This window comes from Patulibacter defluvii, from assembly GCF_034096925.1.
GTDB lineage: Bacteria > Actinomycetota > Thermoleophilia > Solirubrobacterales > Solirubrobacteraceae > Patulibacter > Patulibacter defluvii.
The window spans coordinates 67,544-82,099 of sequence record NZ_JAWZSQ010000011.1 but is presented as its reverse complement, the minus strand read 5'-3'; the positions used below and the strand labels follow the sequence as shown (position 1 = coordinate 82,099).

The window sequence follows — 14,556 nt, the reverse complement described above, 5'->3', positions numbered from 1 at the left end:
GCAGTACTGCCGAGCACCGACCGGCCCGAGATGCGCCGGCCTACGCGCGCCTAGAGGTGGCGCTTGTAGGAGCGGACCGAAAGCGGCGCGAAGATCGCGATCACGACCGCGCCGGCCAGCAGCGTCCAGCCGACCTCGCCGCTGATCGTCGCGTGGTTGGCCAGGTCGCGGGTGGCCGAGACCAGGTGCGAGACCGGGTTGACGTTGACGAAGGTCTCCAGCCAGCCCGGCAGGGTGTCGACCGGGACGAAGGCGTTGGAGAGGAACGTCAGCGGGAAGAGGATCAGCATCGACATCCCCTGAACGCTCTGCGCGCTGCGAGCGAGGGTCCCGATGAAGGTGAAGATCCAGGCGATCGCCCAGCCGGTGAAGATCGCCAGCAGCACCGCGCCGAGCACGCCGAGCACGCCGCCGTCGGGGCTGTAGCCCATCACCATCCCGGTCGCGAAGGTCAGGCCGGCGGCGATCAGGTAGCGGACCAGGTCGGCGACCATCGGGCCGGCGAGCGGGGCGATCCGCGCGATCGGCAGCGACTTGAAGCGGTCGAAGACCCCCTTGTCCATGTCCTCGCGCAGCTGCACGCCGGTGGCCATGCAGGTGGTGAGGACGGTCTGGGCGACGATCCCGGGGATCATCAGCGGCAGGTAGCTCTGGACGTCGCCGGAGATCGCGCCGCCGAAGACATAGGCGAACATCGCGGTGAAGAGCAGCGGCTGGATCGTGACGTCGAAGAACTGCTCCGGGTTGCGGCGCATCTTCTTCAGCGCCCGCCAGGCCATCGAGAGCGTCTGGCTGACGGTCTCGGCGAGGCTGTTGCGCGAGCGGGCGCGGGCGACGGCGGCCGCCGGGTCGACGGTCGGGGTCGGGGTGGTCACGGGCGCGGTCGGCGCCGGCGTGTCGAGGGTCGTGGTCATCGGGCCACCTCCAGGGCGGGCTCGTCGTGGGTGGCGTCGGGGCTGCCGTCCTGGTCGCCGGCGTCGTGGCCGGTGATGGCCAGGAAGACCTCGTCGAGGGTCGGCTTCGCGACGCTGACCGAGGCGATCTCGACCGCCGACTGGCGGAGGCCGATCAGCACGTCGGCGGCGCGGTCGGCGACGTCGAGGGCGACGTTCAGGCGGCCGGACTCGGGGGTCAGGACCGGCTCCTCGCCGAGCACCCGGCGGACGACGTCGCGGGCCAGCTCCTGGTCGGCGCCGGGGGCCAGCTGGAGCTGGAGGGTCGAGTTGCCGACCGAGGCCTTCAGCTCGTCCGGGGTGCCCTCGGCGACCTTGCGGCCGCGGTCGATCACCGCGATCCGGTCGGCCAGCTGGTCGGCCTCGTCCAGGTACTGGGTGGTGAGCAGGACCGTGCAGCCGTCGGCGACGAGCGCCCGGATCGTGTCCCACATCTGGCCGCGGGTGCGGGGATCGAGGCCGGTGGTCGGCTCGTCGAGGAAGATCAGCGGCGGGCGGGTGATCAGGCTGGCGGCCAGGTCGAGCCGCCGGCGCATGCCGCCGGAGAACTGGGAGATCGGCTTGTCGGCTGCCTCCTCCAGGCCGAACTCGCCCAGCAGCCGGGTCGCGGTCGCCTTGGCGGCGGCCGAGCGCAGGCCCTGGAGGCGGCCGAACAGCCACAGGTTCTCGTTCGCGGTCAGGTTCTCGTCGACGGAGGCGTACTGGCCGGTGACGCCGAGCAGCTGGCGGATCCGGTGCGGCTCGCGGGCGACGTCGACGCCGAAGATCGCGGCCTGGCCGGCGTCGATCGACAGCAGCGTGGCGAGCATCTTGAGGGTCGTGGTCTTGCCGGCGCCGTTGGGACCGAGGACGCCGAAGATCTCGCCCTGGCGGACCTCGAGGTCGATCCCGTCGACGGCCCGGAAGTCGCCGAACGACTTGACCAGGCCGGTGGCGTCGACAGCGGGTGTCGCGGTCATGTGGTGCTCCTTCGCGGCAGGGGACGGGTGATGGAGAGCACGCTAGGTCGACGCGGTTTCAGCACGGCTGCGCCACGGTTTCGCGACCGGTCGGGACGGTTTCGCCTAGCCCGTGACGGCTAGTCGATAGGGGCAATACCGGGGTGGCTCCCCGATGCGCGGCGGGCGGGCCGCGAGCAAGCTGCCGACGCGATGACCACCGCCTCCCACCGCCCACGGCGCGTCCTGATCGGCGCGCTCACGACCGTCGCCGTCCTGGCCGCCGCTGGACCGGCGGGCGCCGCCGGCTTCTCCCACGACGGCGACGCGCTCGTCTACACGGCCGCGCCGGGCGCGACCAACTGGGTCCACGTCGAGGGCGCGCGCGATCCCGGCACGCTGCTGATCAGCGACAGCGGCGACCGGCTGGAGCCGGGGGCGGGCTGCGTGCGTCCCGATCCCGAGGACGAGACGCTGGTGGCGTGCCCGGTGCCGGCGCGGCTGCGGCTGGTGCTCGGCGACGGCAACGACCGCAACACGCTGCGCGAGACGCTGCCGGCGATCCCGATCGAGGTCCAGGGCGGGGCCGGCGACGACGCGCTCGCGGCCAACGAGGACGTCGACAACCACGTGCTGCTCGACGGCGGCGAGGGCAACGACGCGCTCGACGGGTTCCGCTTCGCCGACGTCCTGCTCGGGGGGCCGGGCAACGATCGGCTGGACGGGCGCGGCGGCGACGACGTCCTGCGGGGCGGCGAGGGCGACGACCAGCTGCACCCGGACACCAACGTCGGCGTCGTGGGCAACGACGTGGTCGACGGCGGACCGGGCTACGACAGCGCCCTCGACTGGCACGCGAACACCACCGATCCGGCCTTCGCGATCTCGATCACCCTCGACGGCGTCGCCAACGACGGCCGTCCGGGCGAGGCCGACGACGTGATCTCGATCGAGCGCTTCGACTGCTGCTCGCCGCCCGGCACCTACGTCCTGGGCGAGAGCGACGACGCCATCGACCTGCCGGGGTACGGGACGTCGCGAGTCGAGGGCCGGGGCGGCAACGACACCCTGACCGGCAACGACGGGACCGAGACGATCGACGGCGGCGCGGGTGACGACCGGATCGAGGGCGGGTACGGCCACGACACCCTCACGGGCGGGCCGGGCCGCGACACGATCTACGGCGACGAGACCTCGCAGCGGTGCAGCTACCTGAGCAACTGCACCGTGGTGCCCTTCGGCAACGACACGATCTACGCCCGCGACGGCGAGCGGGACGTGATCGACTGCGGCGTCGGCAGCGACCGGGCCATCGTCGACCCGATCGACGTGGTGGCCAACTGCGAGCAGGTCGAGCGGGCCGCGGCCCCCGCCGCCCGCTGCCGCCCGGGCCGCGTGGCCGGCCTGACCCTGCGGGCGGCACGCTCGCGGGCGGCCAAGGGCGGCTGCCGGGTGACGGTGGCGCGAGCCCGCGTCCGCAGCCGCAAGATCGCGCGCGGCCGGGTCGTCAAGGCGACGGTCAAGGGCCGGACGGCGACGCTGGTGCTGTCGCGCGGGCGGCGGTGAGGGAGGGCCGGCCGCCCTTGCCCAGCGCTTGATGTACTGCCATAGTCAGTACATGCCCCCCACCACCAGGGACGAACGGCTGCAGATCCGCGTCGATGCCCACGACAAGCGCGTGCTCGAGCGCGCGGCGGCGGCCAGCCACCTGAGCCTGTCCGCCTTCGTCCTCCAGGCAGCCTGGCGGCAGGCCGAGGAGGTTCTCGTCGACTCCAGGTTCGTGGCCCTTCCGGCGCACGCCGCTGAGGCGTTCGAAGAGGCGCTGGCGCGGCCGGCCGAGGTCAACGAGCGGTTGGCTACGGCGCTGGGACGGCCGCGACGATTCCGCTGGGTTGACTGAGCTCCGTCGACCCGCGCTGCTCGATCCGGCCCACCACGACCGCAGCGACTTCGACTCCGGCGAGCCGGCGCTCGACGACTGGCTCCGGCGCTACGCAGGCCAGAATCGTCGCGGCAACACCGCGGCGACGTGGGTGATCGCCAGGCCGACCGGCCGGGTGGTCGCGTTCGCCAGCCTGGCGATGACGGCGATCGATCGCAGCTCCGCCCCGCGCCCGGTCGCGACGCGCGCACCGGATCCGGTCCCGGCGCTGCTGCTCGGTCGCCTGGCCGTCGATCACCGCTGCTCTGGCCAAGGCATCGGAACGGCGCTCGTCGCCCACGTGCTGGCGACCGCGGTCGAACTGAACGCGAAGGCGGCATGCCGCGCGGTCGTCGTCAGCGCGCTGCACGAGGACGTGCGCTCGTGGTGGGAGCGGCTGGGCTTCCAGCCGTTCGACCGCCAGAACCTCTCCGAACCCGAGCTGTACCTGCTGACCCAGGACGTGCACCCCACGCTCGACCGGCTCGGGGCCTCGTCCGGACCTCCAGGCGTACCCAGCGGCCCCTGATGAGCCGGGGCGGCCCGAGACTCGTCGTGCGCTGCTCCGGCCGCTCGTATCAGCGGCCGGAGCCCTCCACGGTTGCCGGGTGCTACTCCACTACGTTGAAGAACGACTTCTGCACGAGCGGCCGCGAGACCTGCCACAGGATCGAGGAGCTGCGGCGGATCAGGTACGAGTCGCCGACGCCCAGTCGCCGGCGCGTGCCGGTCTGATCGGTCAGCGTGACGGAACGGCTGAGGATCGTCGCGTGCTCGGTGAAGGGGAAGCCGATCTGCACGTCGCCGCGGGTGGCCTGGAAGATGCCGGCGGTGAAGGGGCCGTTGACGTCGTCGACCCGAGCGGCGATCCGCGGGTTGCCGGAGAGCACGACGCCGCCCAGCCCGCCCGGATCGCCGAGGTCGGTCAGGTCGGACTGCGGGACCTCGTCGTGGGCGTCGTAGATCCGCATCGGCCCGGGCCGGTCGGTGGCCTCGACCCGGTTGAAGAACGTCTTCTGGACCCGGGCGCCCCGGACCTCCCAGAGGATCGTGCTGCCCTGGCGGATCAGGTAGCTGTCGCCGGGCCGGAGCGTGCGCCGCTGCCCGCCGGCGTCGGTCAGCGTGACCGTGCCCGAGGTGATCGTCGCGTGCTCGGTGAAGGGGAAGTGGATCCGGATCCGGCCGCGGGTGGCCTGGAAGACCCCGGCGGTCACCCCGTCGCGCTGGTGATCGACCCGGGCCGCGATCCGCGGGTTGCCCGACAGCACCTCGCCGCCGAGGGCCCCGGGATCGCCCAGGTCGACGAGCTGCGACTGCGGCACCGACCGCCCCGCCTCGTAGATCACCATCCGGCCGGGCTCCAGCTCGACCGCCGATGCCCCGGTCGGTGCTCCCACGACGGCCACCCCGACCGCCAACGTCACCAGCTGCCACTTGCGCATCCCGCGTTCCTCCAGCGAGTTCGTGGTTTCGAACGCGCGGGACTGTCGCAGCGGGCGGCGGCGATGACAGTGCCGTAACCGTGCCGACGTGGGTGCCGGTCCGGTTCCGGCCCGGTCCGGTCCGGTCCGGTCGGCGTAGGCTGCTCCCCGTGACCGAGCCCGGCGAGGACCCGGCGGCGCGCGCCCACGACCGGCGACCGCTCGATCGCGACGAGGCCGCCCTGCTCGACGCGATCGCCGACCGGCTGCCTCCGGTGGTCCGCGACGGCCTGCGGGCGCAGGTCCGGCACGCGGCGGTGACCGGGCGCTGCGGGTGCGGCTGCGCGACGGTCGACCTGGCGGTCTCGCCGGAGGTCCGGCCGGTCGCCCTCCAGAGCCCGATCGGCCTCGACGTGACCATCGTCGACGACGCCGACGAGCCGGTCGGTGGCGTGCTCGTCTTCCTCGACGGCGGCCGGCTGTCGCTGCTCGAGCTGTACGGCTTCGAGGAGCCGATCTTGCGCTGCCCGCCGGTCGAGCGGGTCCGGTTCGCGCCGGCCTAGTTCCCGGTCGCTCAGCGCAGCTTGCGCTTGACCACCGTCGCCCGGCCTCCGGCCTTGACCGTGATCGCCAGCGTCTTGCGGCGGAGCGACCGGAGCCGCGTGCGGTAGGCCCTGCTCGCCTTCAGCGTGAGCTTGATCGCGCCCGCGCGCTTGGCCGTCGCCTTGCCGCTGGCGACGGTCTTGCGGCCGACCTTCGCGGTCGCGGTGACGGGCCCGGCGTTCGCGACGGTCACCTTCAGCGCGAGGCCGGCCTTCAGTGCGGCGGCCCTGACGGTCTTGGCCAGCGTCACCTTCGGGGCTGCGCCACCGGGAGAACCCCCGGGGCCTCCCCCGCCCGGCGCGTCGCCGCCCGGATTGCCGGGGCCCGGTCCGCCGGGACCCGGATCGCCGGGGCCGGGTCCGGTCGGCGGAGTGGCGACCGTTGAGGGCCCGAGCGACGGCATCTTGCCGCTGGCGGAGATCACGACCGGCGGCGAGGAGAGGTTGCAGGTGGAGACGGCGGCCGACGGGAACCAGACCGGGGTGCCGGCCACCACGACGCCGCGGTCGTCGTGCCAGGCCATCCGGGTGCCGTCCTGCGAGATCGAGACGTAGGACGGATCGCCCTGGGTCGGCAGGTAGCAGTCCGAGCCGTCGGTCGGGGGCGGCGCGCCGAGGCTCGCGAACGGCACCATCGCGACCTTGTCCCCACCCGAGCCGGAGCCGGAGGGATAGGTCTCGACGGCGGCCAGCTTGCCGTTGGCCGCGACGTCGACCCGGGTGATGTTCTCCCCGGCGCCGGCGCCGACGAACCACGGCGTGAAGTCGTTGGAGTACGGCACCGCGGAGCCCGCGTTCTGCGTCACCACCGTCGCACCGTTGTAGCCGACGATCCGGCGGTCGACGAGCGTGCCTCCGCGGACGGCGCCGAGGTCGAAGGGCGTCGCGTACCAGGCGCTCGACCCCTCGACGTAGGTCCCGAACTCGTAGGTCGTGCTGGTGCCGAAGCCGCTCCAGTTGGCGTAGCCGTAGACGACGACCTTCGCGTCCGGCGTCAGGTCGAGCGTCACGGGATAGGCGTAGCTCGTGCGGCCCGATGGGGCGGTCAGCGAGCCCTCGCCCCGCAGCGTCCCGTCCGGCCCCCACAGCCGGGTGGCGTTGAGCGTGCCGATCTTCCCGCTCTCGCGCCGGACGCCGAGGATCGACCCGTCGTCGCCCTGGGCGACCTCGCTCCACTGCTTCTCGTCGGGCGAGGGACCGGACAACGACCGCTTCTTGGCGCCGTCGAGGGTCGACACCCACACCTGGCCGCCGTCGACGTACGCGACCTGGGTCGCCGCCGCGGGGCTGGCGGCGGCGCCGGCCAGGGCCGTGGCGGCGAGGGCGATCGGGACGAACCGGGCGGGGGGCATCGGATCATCATCGGCAGCGGTGGGCCGGGCCGCATCGGTGGAACCACGGGCGCCGATGAGTTCCGCCCGTCCCGACGGTCAGAGCGGCAGAAGCCCCACCAGAGGAGAACACCATGGGACGGATCCAGATCGACCTCTTCACGACGCTCGACGGCGTCGCGCAGGCCCCGGGCGGGCCGGACGAGGACCCCGAGAGCGGCTTCCGCTTCGGCGGGTGGCAGGCGCCGCTGATCGACGAGGTCGTCGGCGAGCAGATCCGCGCCGGCATGTCGAGCCTGGACGCGCTGCTGCTCGGCCGCAAGACCTACGACATCTTCGCCGGCTACTGGCCGCACCAGAGCGGCGAGATCGCGGGACGGCTCAACCCGGTGCCGAAGTACGTCGCGTCGCGCTCGACGCCCGAGCTGCCGTGGGAGGGCTCGACGCTGCTCGGCCCCGACCTGGCGCAGGCGGTGCGCGAGATCCGCGATCGCCACGAGGACATCCACGTGATCGGCAGCCTCGACCTGGTCCAGACCCTGCTCGCCGAGCGGCTGTTCGACCACCTGAACCTGTGGGTCCACCCGCTGACCCTGGGGACCGGCAAGCGGGTCTTCGCCGAGGGCGCGATCCCGGCCAACCTGCGGCTGCGCGAGCCGGCGGTCACCTCCCCCAGCGGGACGGTGCGGCTGCGCTACGAGCTGGTCGAGGGCGTCCCCGCCACCGGCGACATGTCGAAGCGCGACGCCCCGTGAGCGATCCGCGGGAGCAGACCGTCGAGGCCGGCGGCGTGACCCTGGGGATCGAGCGGTTCGGCGATCCGGCCGACCCGCTCGTGCTGCTGGTTGGTGCCCCGACGATGCTCTCGTGGCCCGACGCGCTCTGCCGGGCGCTGGCCGACGGCGGGCGGCAGGTGGTCCGCTACGACCTGCGCGACAGCGGCGCGTCGACGACGCTCGATCCCGAGAAGCCGGGGTACACGCTGCGCGACCTCGCCGCCGACGCCTCCGCGCTGGCGGGGGCGCTCGACGACCGGCCCGCGCACCTGGCCGGCATCGGCGTCGGCGGGATGGTCGCCCAGGTCGCCGCGCTCGACCATCCCGACGCTTTCTCGGCCCTGACCCTCGTCGGGACGCGGCCGGTGGCGCCGGGCCGGGTCGACGCCGACCTGCCCGACCACGACGAGCCGACGATGCGGCGGGCGTTCGCGCAGCCGCCGCCGGACTGGGCCGACCGGGCTGCCGTCGCCGACCACGCGGCCGCCGGCGCCGAGATCCTGGGCGACGATCCGGAGGCGGCCCGGACCGTCGCCGGGCGGATCTGGGACCGGACCCCGAGCACCGCCCCGGCGATCCAGGCGGCGAACCAGCAGGCGATGGTCTTCGCGCGGCTGAACTGCCGGCCGCGCTGGCGCGAGCGTCTGCCGCAGGTCGCGATCCCGACGCTCGTGGTCCACGGCCGCCGCGACCCGTTCTTCCCGGTCGGCAACGGCGAGGCGCTCGCGCGCGAGATCCCCGACGCGCGGCTGCTGGTGCTGGAGCAGGCGGCGACCGCGATCCCCGAGGCCGCCGTCGGTCAGGTGTCGGCGGCGATGCTGGAGGGCTAGCGGCGGGCGGCGACCGCTTCGACCTCGAACAGGATCTCGGGCGTGGCCAGACCGGCGACCCCGATCACGGTCTGCGTCGGCGGCACGTCGCCGCAGCCCTCCCCCACGACCCGCCCGATCGTCCCGAGCTTCTCGAAGTCGGGGTTCACCACGTAGGTCCGCAGCTGGACGACGTGGCGCAGGTCGAGCCCGTGGGCGGCGAGGGCGACGCCGACGTTGCGGAACGCCTGCCGGACCTGCTCGCCGAAGTCGGGCGAGACGACGGCCCCGTGCTCGTCCGAGCCGTACTGACCCGAGACCAGCACCAGCTCGCTGCCGGCCGGGATCACGGCGCTGTGGCTGTAGCCGAAGGGGACCGGGTCGTGGAGTCCCTCGGGGTTGACGATCGTGTGCGGCATGCGGGCTACCTCTCCTGTCGGGCGGGCGCCGACGGGTGGTCCGCAGCGCCCTCGGCGTTGGTCGTGAGCGCGAAGGCCAGCTGGCCGAGGACGACGTCGCGGAAGTCGGTGTCCTGCGGGACCAGCTGGCCGAGGACGACGGGGTAGAGCAGCCCGACGATGTTGGCCACGGTGACCTCGACGATCGCGACGGGGTCGAAGCGCGGCTCGAAGGCCCCGCTCTCGGTGCCCCGCCGGACGGCGTCGAGGAACGGCGCCCGGTACTGCTCGGCCAGGGTTGCGGCGTGCTCCCGCAGCTCCTCGTCGTGGGCGGCGGCGGTCCAGAACTCCATCAGCAGCCGCCAGGTGGGCATGCCGGTGGTCAGACCCCGGTCGACCATCGCGACCAGCTGCTGCCACGGATCGTCGAACCGCGCGACGAACTCCTCCATGTCGGCCACCGCGACCGACGTCGCCCGCCCCATCGCCTCGATCAGCATGTCCTCGCGCGAGCCGAAGTAGCCCTGCAGCGTGCTGACCGCCACCTCCGACGCCTCCGAGACGTCCACGAACCGCGTGCCCGCGTAGCCACGGTCGGCCAGCACGTCGACGACCCGGTCCAGGACCAGGGCGCGCCGGGCCCCGCCGGCGCGGCGAGTGCGGTGGGGCGGACCTTCGCTCATTAGCGTACCGTATCACCATACGGTAGGGCAATGACGAGATGCAGCAGAGTCTCCATCGCGGCTCAGCGGACCGCCGCTCGGACGCCGCTCCCCTCCGGCCGGCGCACACGACACGGTGGCAAACGGTCGCCCCAGCCGAATCTCCTCAGCGCGGTTCGGTCGGGGAGCCTCGTTCGGTCGCTGAGCACCGTCGCTCGGGGCCCGATCCCGAAAGTCTCGCCCGGACAGGACAGCGATCCGCCGCGCCGATGGCTGATCGACGCCGAAGGCGGCGACCCTGGCAAGATCGTCAAGCGGGTGATGCTGCTTGAGCTCAAGCGCCTGCTCGATCAGCTGTCGCCCAGACCCGGCGAACGAACCCGAGCGCGGCGCCGGCGCGATGTCCGGTCTGGGCGCGACGATTCATTCGTTGTGCTCTGCTGCATCCCCCAGCTCCTCGGCCGCAGCGTCTGCGAGTGACGCACAGCGTGTTGCAGCTTCAAGGTGCGGCGCCGGTGGCGTCGAAAGCGGCGCCGTGAAGAGCGCCTCTGTCAGCGCGAGCGCGTTTCGGGGCTACGTGCGCGATCTCTCGGCCTTCAATGATTCGGCGATCCGCGCCGGCGGGCTGCCGCTCTCGTTCGTCGACCTCGCCCGCGAACACCTCGACGGCCGCGCCGGCCGCGAACTGCGCGCCAGCGTTGACCTGGACGAACTGCGGCGCATGGGCGCCTTCTTCACCGGCGACAAGCTCGCCGCGACCGCGGTGGCCCTCGCCGGCGACTGGCAACCACGTGGGCCTGCACACGATCCCGCTTGTGGGTGCGGCGATCTCCTGCTGGCCGCAGCGTGGAAGTTGCCGGTCACGCCGAGCCTGTGTGACACGCTGAGCATCTGGAACACTCGGCTGTCCGGACGGGACTTGGTCCCCGAGTTTATCGAGGTCGCCCACCAGCGCTTGGCGTTGCTTGCGATGCTGCGCGGCGCACGGCCCGACGGCGATGGGCTGGACCTGGCCCAGACATTGGTGAACATCCGCGTCGGCGACGGGCGCCAAGACGAGGCCACGGCCACTGCGGGCACGGTGCTGCTCAACCCGCCTTACGGCAAGGTGCCTGCCCCCGACGGCACGACCTTCGCCGAGGGCGTGGTGACCGACGCCGCCCTCTGGACCGCGGCGGTGCTGCGGCGCTTGCCGGCCGGCGCCCAGCTGATCGCCGTGTTGCCCGATGTCCTGCGCTCAGGCAGCCGCTACGCCCGCTTTCGCCAAGCAGTTGGACAGCTGGCCGACGTGCAGCACGTGCAGTCCCACGGCCAGTTCGACGCGCTAACCGATGTTGACGTGTTCCTGCTTCGTGCCCAGCGCCAAGTTGCACCGGGCAGGTGGCCGGCCGAGGCGCCGGCCGCCGGCGTCACGCTGGGCGAGGTGGCCAGCATCAGCGTCGGCCCGGTCGTCGACCGACGTGACCCTCACCTCGGCCAGTGGGCACCGTACATCACCACCCGCGAGCTACCCCAGGACGGTGTATTTATCCCGACGCGCAACCGGCGCTTCGCCAAGCGGCTGTTCCAGCCGCCGTTTGTCGTGGTGCGCCGCACCTCGCGGCCATCCACGACCGCACCGCGGCTGCGGGCCGTCGTCATCGGCGGCAACCGGCCCGTGGCCGTGGAAAACCACCTGATCGTGATTGCTCCCGACGCCGGCGGCATGAAAGCCTGCGAGACCCTGGCCGTGGGCCTGGCTGAGGAGCACATCACCGCCTGGCTTGACCAGCGGATCCGTTGCCGGCACCTGACTGTCGCTGCGCTCCGCGACACCCCTGCCCCCAAGGCCGCGCAAACGGCCGCCAACGCGACGTAGACTGTCTCTATGGCCACCCGCCCGAAGCGAGTGGCGGCCGACGAGGTCCGGGCGAGCGACACGCAACGCGACATCGAGCGGCTGCGCTTCGCGCCGCAGATCCTCGCCCGTCTAGGCGAGGAGCTCAACCCGAATCCCGATCAGGGCGTGTTGGAGCTGGTGCGCAACGCCTACGACGCCGATGCCGGCCGCTGCGTCGTCGAGCTGCACGACATCACCGCCCCCGGCGGGGAGATCCGCATCCGCGACTGGGGCGAAGGCCTAGACCGCGGCGCTGTCAAGGACGGCTGGCTGGTCCTCGGCCGCTCGGGCAAGGAGCCGACCCGCCGCACCCGCGGCGGGCGCCTGCAAGTCGGCCAGAAGGGCCTTGGCCGTCTGGCCGCGTTGCGCCTTGGCACGTCGGCCGAGCTGCGCACCTGGCCGCGGCCGGCCCGTGGCAGCCGCAGCCGACGTGAGCACGTTGTCTCACTCGACTGGGCCAGCTTCGACAGCGCCCAAGTCGTCGAGGACGTCCCGGTCGAGGTCACCACCAGCGGCGTCGCCCCGACCGAGCCCGGTACCGAGATCGTGATCCGTGAGCTGCGGCGCGGCTGGACACGCCCGGAGGTCAAGCGCCTTGCCCGCGCCCTGCTGCTGCTGGCCGACCCGTTCGACGCCGATGACTCCTTCAAAGTCGAGCTCGTCTGTCCGGAGTTCCCCGACCTCGAGAACCTCGTCGCCGGCTCCTACTTCGACTACAGCCGCTACCAGGTAACCGCAGAGATCGATAAGCACGGCAAAGCCCGGCTACACCTCGTCGACGGCTTCCTCGGCCTGGACGAGTGGGCCGAGCACGACCAGATCGTGGGGGCCGCCTACGACTCCGAGAAGACCTCCGACCACGTCTACGAAACGGTTCCGGCACGGTTTGAGCTGTTTGCGTTCCTACGCTCGGCCGAGGGCCTGCACGGTGCGGGCACCGCCGCGACCCTGGACGGGTTGCGGGCGTGGCTTGACACGTTTGGCGGCGTGTACGTCTACCACCGAGGACTGCGTGTAGCTCCGTACGGCGACGCCGGGTTTGACTGGCTTGACATGAACTTGCTGCGGGCCCGGAGCCCCGAGATGCGGCCGACCAGCAGCACAGCCGTGGGACGAGTCATCGTCGAGGATCCCCAGAGCCTTCTGACCCAGAAGACCGACCGCGCAGGCTTCATCGAGGACGAGCTATTCACGGAGCTGCGCACCTTCGGGCGCGACGTCCTGGAGTGGGTAGGCAACCGTCGCAACGATATCGCCCACGAGCAGCGTGCTCGCGATCGCAAGCAAGGCCCGCAGCGGCGCAAGGTCGCTGAGAAGAAGCTCGACACGCTCATGGACGAGCTGGTCGAGGACTTGCCGCCGAGGGAGCAGCGCAACGCACTGAAGGTGGTCGAGACGTTCAAGAAGGCTGCCGCCGAGGACGCCGAGGCGCTGCGCCAGGACCTGCTGCTTTACCGCACCCTGGCGACGATCGGCACAACGTCCGCGCAGATCGCCCACGAGACGTTCAACCCCGCGCTGACGATCATGGACTTGGCCCAGGACGTGACCGAGATCGGCGAGGAGGACCTCGGTGAGGGCTTCGAGGAGATCCGCGATCCGGTCGCCAAGATCGCCGAGCTTGCTCGCCGCCTGCGTGGCTACGCGCGCCTGCCTCGTGTGCTCTTGGCCGAGCCCAAGCGCAAGATGCAGGTCTTCTCTCCCGAGCGGGTGATCGTCGACGCGCTGGACGTCTTTGGCGTGCTGTTCGAGCGTCACAACGTGCAGATCCAGACCGAGCACCACTCCGGCGACGCCAAGCTCCGAGGCCCGGTCGCGCTCTTCGACGCGATCCTCGCCAACCTGATCATCAACGCCGTCCACGCGCTGGATGATCAGTCAGAGAAGGCACGCACGATCCTCGTCCGCGACAGCGTCGATGGCTCGCAGCTGGTGCTGGAGGTCGCCGACAGCGGGCACGGGATCGTCGAGTACGACACCAACGAGATCTGGCACCCAGGCACGACGACGACGACCGAAGGCACCGGCCTCGGCTTGACGATCGTGCGCGATTCCGCCTCGCAACTCGGCGGCGATGTTGCGGCACTGGCCAACGGTCAGCTCGGCGGCGCCCACTTCACCATCCGGATCCCGCTGGCCTCGTGAGCGTCGTCGACATCCCCCGACAGGTCGCCGTCGTGGAGGACGACCGCCAGTCCGGCGAGGCAATCTGTAGGCGCCTGGGCCGCAGAGGCTTTGAGACTCACCTGATCCTTCCAAGCACTCCCGGGCTTGATGAGACCATCGCCGAAATCAAGGCCGTCAGCGGCGTGGCGCTGTGCGACCACCGCCTGCGCGACGGGCTGCAGGTCGACTTCTCCGGCGCCGACCTAGTCGCCGAGCTGTTCTCCCAGGACTTCCCGTCGGTGCTGTTCACCGGAGTCCAGCCGGAGGAGAAGCACGCCATCAGGCGCAACCTGGACCGCATCCCGGGCTTTCTGCACCGCGACGATGAAGGCGGCTTGGGTGCCGCGCGGCTGCTCGGAGCGATGCAGGATTCCGTCGATGAGGTTCTCGGGCGCACGCCGCCCGCTCATCGCCGTGCACGCCGAACGCCCATCACCGTGCTTGAGCTCCACCGCAGCGGCGGCGAGGCGCTGCTGGAGATTCTGATCTCCGGCTGGCCCGGTGGCCAGCCGATCATCTGGCCGGCCGACGTGCTAGCCGAGCGCTGGCACGATCGCCCCGCAGACGCGGAGGGAAAGACGTTCTTTGGCTGGTGCAACACCGGCGAGCCACGCGCCGACAAGGTGTTCCTGCGCGACGTCGAGCCCGAGCCGCAGAGCACCGCGTCGTTCTTCAGGACCACCAGCTAACGGGCGCACCC

General features: G+C 72.0%; 15 protein-coding genes. 9 read left to right on the top strand and 6 right to left on the bottom strand.

What is annotated here, in order from left to right:
- Nucleotides 1–50 precede the first annotated feature (50 nt).
- Together SH587_RS13105 and SH587_RS13100 are read right to left on the bottom strand one after the other, a co-directional pair.
- Entirely contained in the window at nucleotides 51–914 is an 864-nt protein-coding gene (locus SH587_RS13105) for an ABC transporter permease (RefSeq protein WP_320671070.1), read from the bottom strand.
- The gene (locus SH587_RS13100) at nucleotides 911–1,912 is read right to left on the bottom strand and encodes an ATP-binding cassette domain-containing protein (RefSeq protein WP_320671069.1); all 1,002 of its coding nucleotides are present in this window, start codon (nucleotides 1,910–1,912) and stop codon (nucleotides 911–913) included. The genes SH587_RS13105 and SH587_RS13100 overlap by 4 nt, the downstream gene beginning before the upstream one ends.
- Nucleotides 1,913–2,104: 192 nt before the next feature.
- On the opposite strand from SH587_RS13100, the gene SH587_RS13095 reads away from it, so the two are divergent.
- Genes SH587_RS13095 through SH587_RS13085 form a run of 3 tightly spaced genes read left to right on the top strand, consistent with a single transcriptional unit; the run spans nucleotide 2,105 to nucleotide 4,341 of the window.
- Nucleotides 2,105–3,457 carry a calcium-binding protein gene (locus tag SH587_RS13095; RefSeq protein ID WP_320671068.1) on the top strand — a complete coding sequence of 451 codons (1,353 nt, stop codon included), beginning with the start codon at nucleotides 2,105–2,107 and terminating at the stop codon, nucleotides 3,455–3,457.
- 52 nt (nucleotides 3,458–3,509) lie between these two features.
- The gene (locus SH587_RS13090; RefSeq protein ID WP_320671067.1) at nucleotides 3,510–3,791 is read left to right on the top strand and encodes a type II toxin-antitoxin system TacA family antitoxin; all 282 of its coding nucleotides are present in this window, start codon (nucleotides 3,510–3,512) and stop codon (nucleotides 3,789–3,791) included.
- Nucleotides 3,784–4,341 carry a GNAT family N-acetyltransferase gene (locus tag SH587_RS13085; protein ID WP_320671066.1) on the top strand — a complete coding sequence of 186 codons (558 nt, stop codon included), beginning with the start codon at nucleotides 3,784–3,786 and terminating at the stop codon, nucleotides 4,339–4,341. Before SH587_RS13090 ends, SH587_RS13085 begins: the two co-directional genes overlap by 8 nt.
- Nucleotides 4,342–4,423: 82 nt before the next feature.
- On the opposite strand, the gene SH587_RS13080 is transcribed toward SH587_RS13085, so the two are convergent.
- A complete protein-coding gene (locus SH587_RS13080; protein WP_320671065.1) occupies nucleotides 4,424–5,254 on the bottom strand; it encodes a cupin domain-containing protein in 831 nt (276 codons plus the stop codon).
- Between the two features lie 149 nt (nucleotides 5,255–5,403).
- Between SH587_RS13080 and SH587_RS13075 the strand changes: the two genes are divergently transcribed.
- Nucleotides 5,404–5,796 (top strand): hypothetical protein, encoded by a 393-nt coding sequence (locus SH587_RS13075; protein ID WP_320671064.1) that lies wholly within the window; start codon nucleotides 5,404–5,406, stop codon nucleotides 5,794–5,796.
- 11 nt (nucleotides 5,797–5,807) lie between these two features.
- Here SH587_RS13075 and SH587_RS13070 read toward each other — a convergent pair whose 3' ends face one another.
- Nucleotides 5,808–7,187 (bottom strand): hypothetical protein, encoded by a 1,380-nt coding sequence (locus SH587_RS13070; RefSeq protein WP_320671063.1) that lies wholly within the window; start codon nucleotides 7,185–7,187, stop codon nucleotides 5,808–5,810.
- A 113-nt stretch (nucleotides 7,188–7,300) separates the two neighbouring features.
- Here SH587_RS13070 and SH587_RS13065 point away from each other — a divergent pair, with 113 nt between their 5' ends.
- Nucleotides 7,301–7,921, top strand: a complete 621-nt coding sequence (locus SH587_RS13065; RefSeq protein ID WP_320671062.1) for a dihydrofolate reductase family protein — start codon at nucleotides 7,301–7,303, stop codon at nucleotides 7,919–7,921.
- Nucleotides 7,918–8,772 (top strand): alpha/beta fold hydrolase, encoded by an 855-nt coding sequence (locus tag SH587_RS13060; protein WP_320671061.1) that lies wholly within the window; start codon nucleotides 7,918–7,920, stop codon nucleotides 8,770–8,772. The genes SH587_RS13065 and SH587_RS13060 overlap by 4 nt, the downstream gene beginning before the upstream one ends.
- Here the strand turns inward: SH587_RS13060 and SH587_RS13055 are convergent.
- Nucleotides 8,769–9,170, bottom strand: a complete 402-nt coding sequence (locus SH587_RS13055) for a RidA family protein (protein WP_320671060.1) — start codon at nucleotides 9,168–9,170, stop codon at nucleotides 8,769–8,771. The two genes, SH587_RS13060 and SH587_RS13055, sit on opposite strands and share 4 nt — an antisense overlap.
- Nucleotides 9,171–9,175: 5 nt before the next feature.
- Nucleotides 9,176–9,832, bottom strand: a complete 657-nt coding sequence (locus SH587_RS13050; protein WP_320671059.1) for a TetR/AcrR family transcriptional regulator — start codon at nucleotides 9,830–9,832, stop codon at nucleotides 9,176–9,178.
- A gap of 514 nt (nucleotides 9,833–10,346) precedes the next feature.
- On the opposite strand from SH587_RS13050, the gene SH587_RS13045 reads away from it, so the two are divergent.
- Genes SH587_RS13045 through SH587_RS13035 form a run of 3 tightly spaced genes read left to right on the top strand, consistent with a single transcriptional unit; the run spans nucleotide 10,347 to nucleotide 14,545 of the window.
- Nucleotides 10,347–11,669: a DNA methyltransferase family protein gene (locus SH587_RS13045; RefSeq protein WP_320671058.1), complete on the top strand. Its 1,323-nt coding sequence runs from the start codon at nucleotides 10,347–10,349 to the stop codon at nucleotides 11,667–11,669.
- A gap of 9 nt (nucleotides 11,670–11,678) precedes the next feature.
- On the top strand, nucleotides 11,679–13,835 hold the full coding sequence (locus SH587_RS13040; protein WP_320671057.1) for an ATP-binding protein: 2,157 nt from the start codon (nucleotides 11,679–11,681) through the stop codon (nucleotides 13,833–13,835).
- Entirely contained in the window at nucleotides 13,832–14,545 is a 714-nt protein-coding gene (locus SH587_RS13035) for a hypothetical protein (RefSeq protein ID WP_320671056.1), read from the top strand. The genes SH587_RS13040 and SH587_RS13035 overlap by 4 nt, the downstream gene beginning before the upstream one ends.
- Nucleotides 14,546–14,556: the final 11 nt, after the last annotated feature.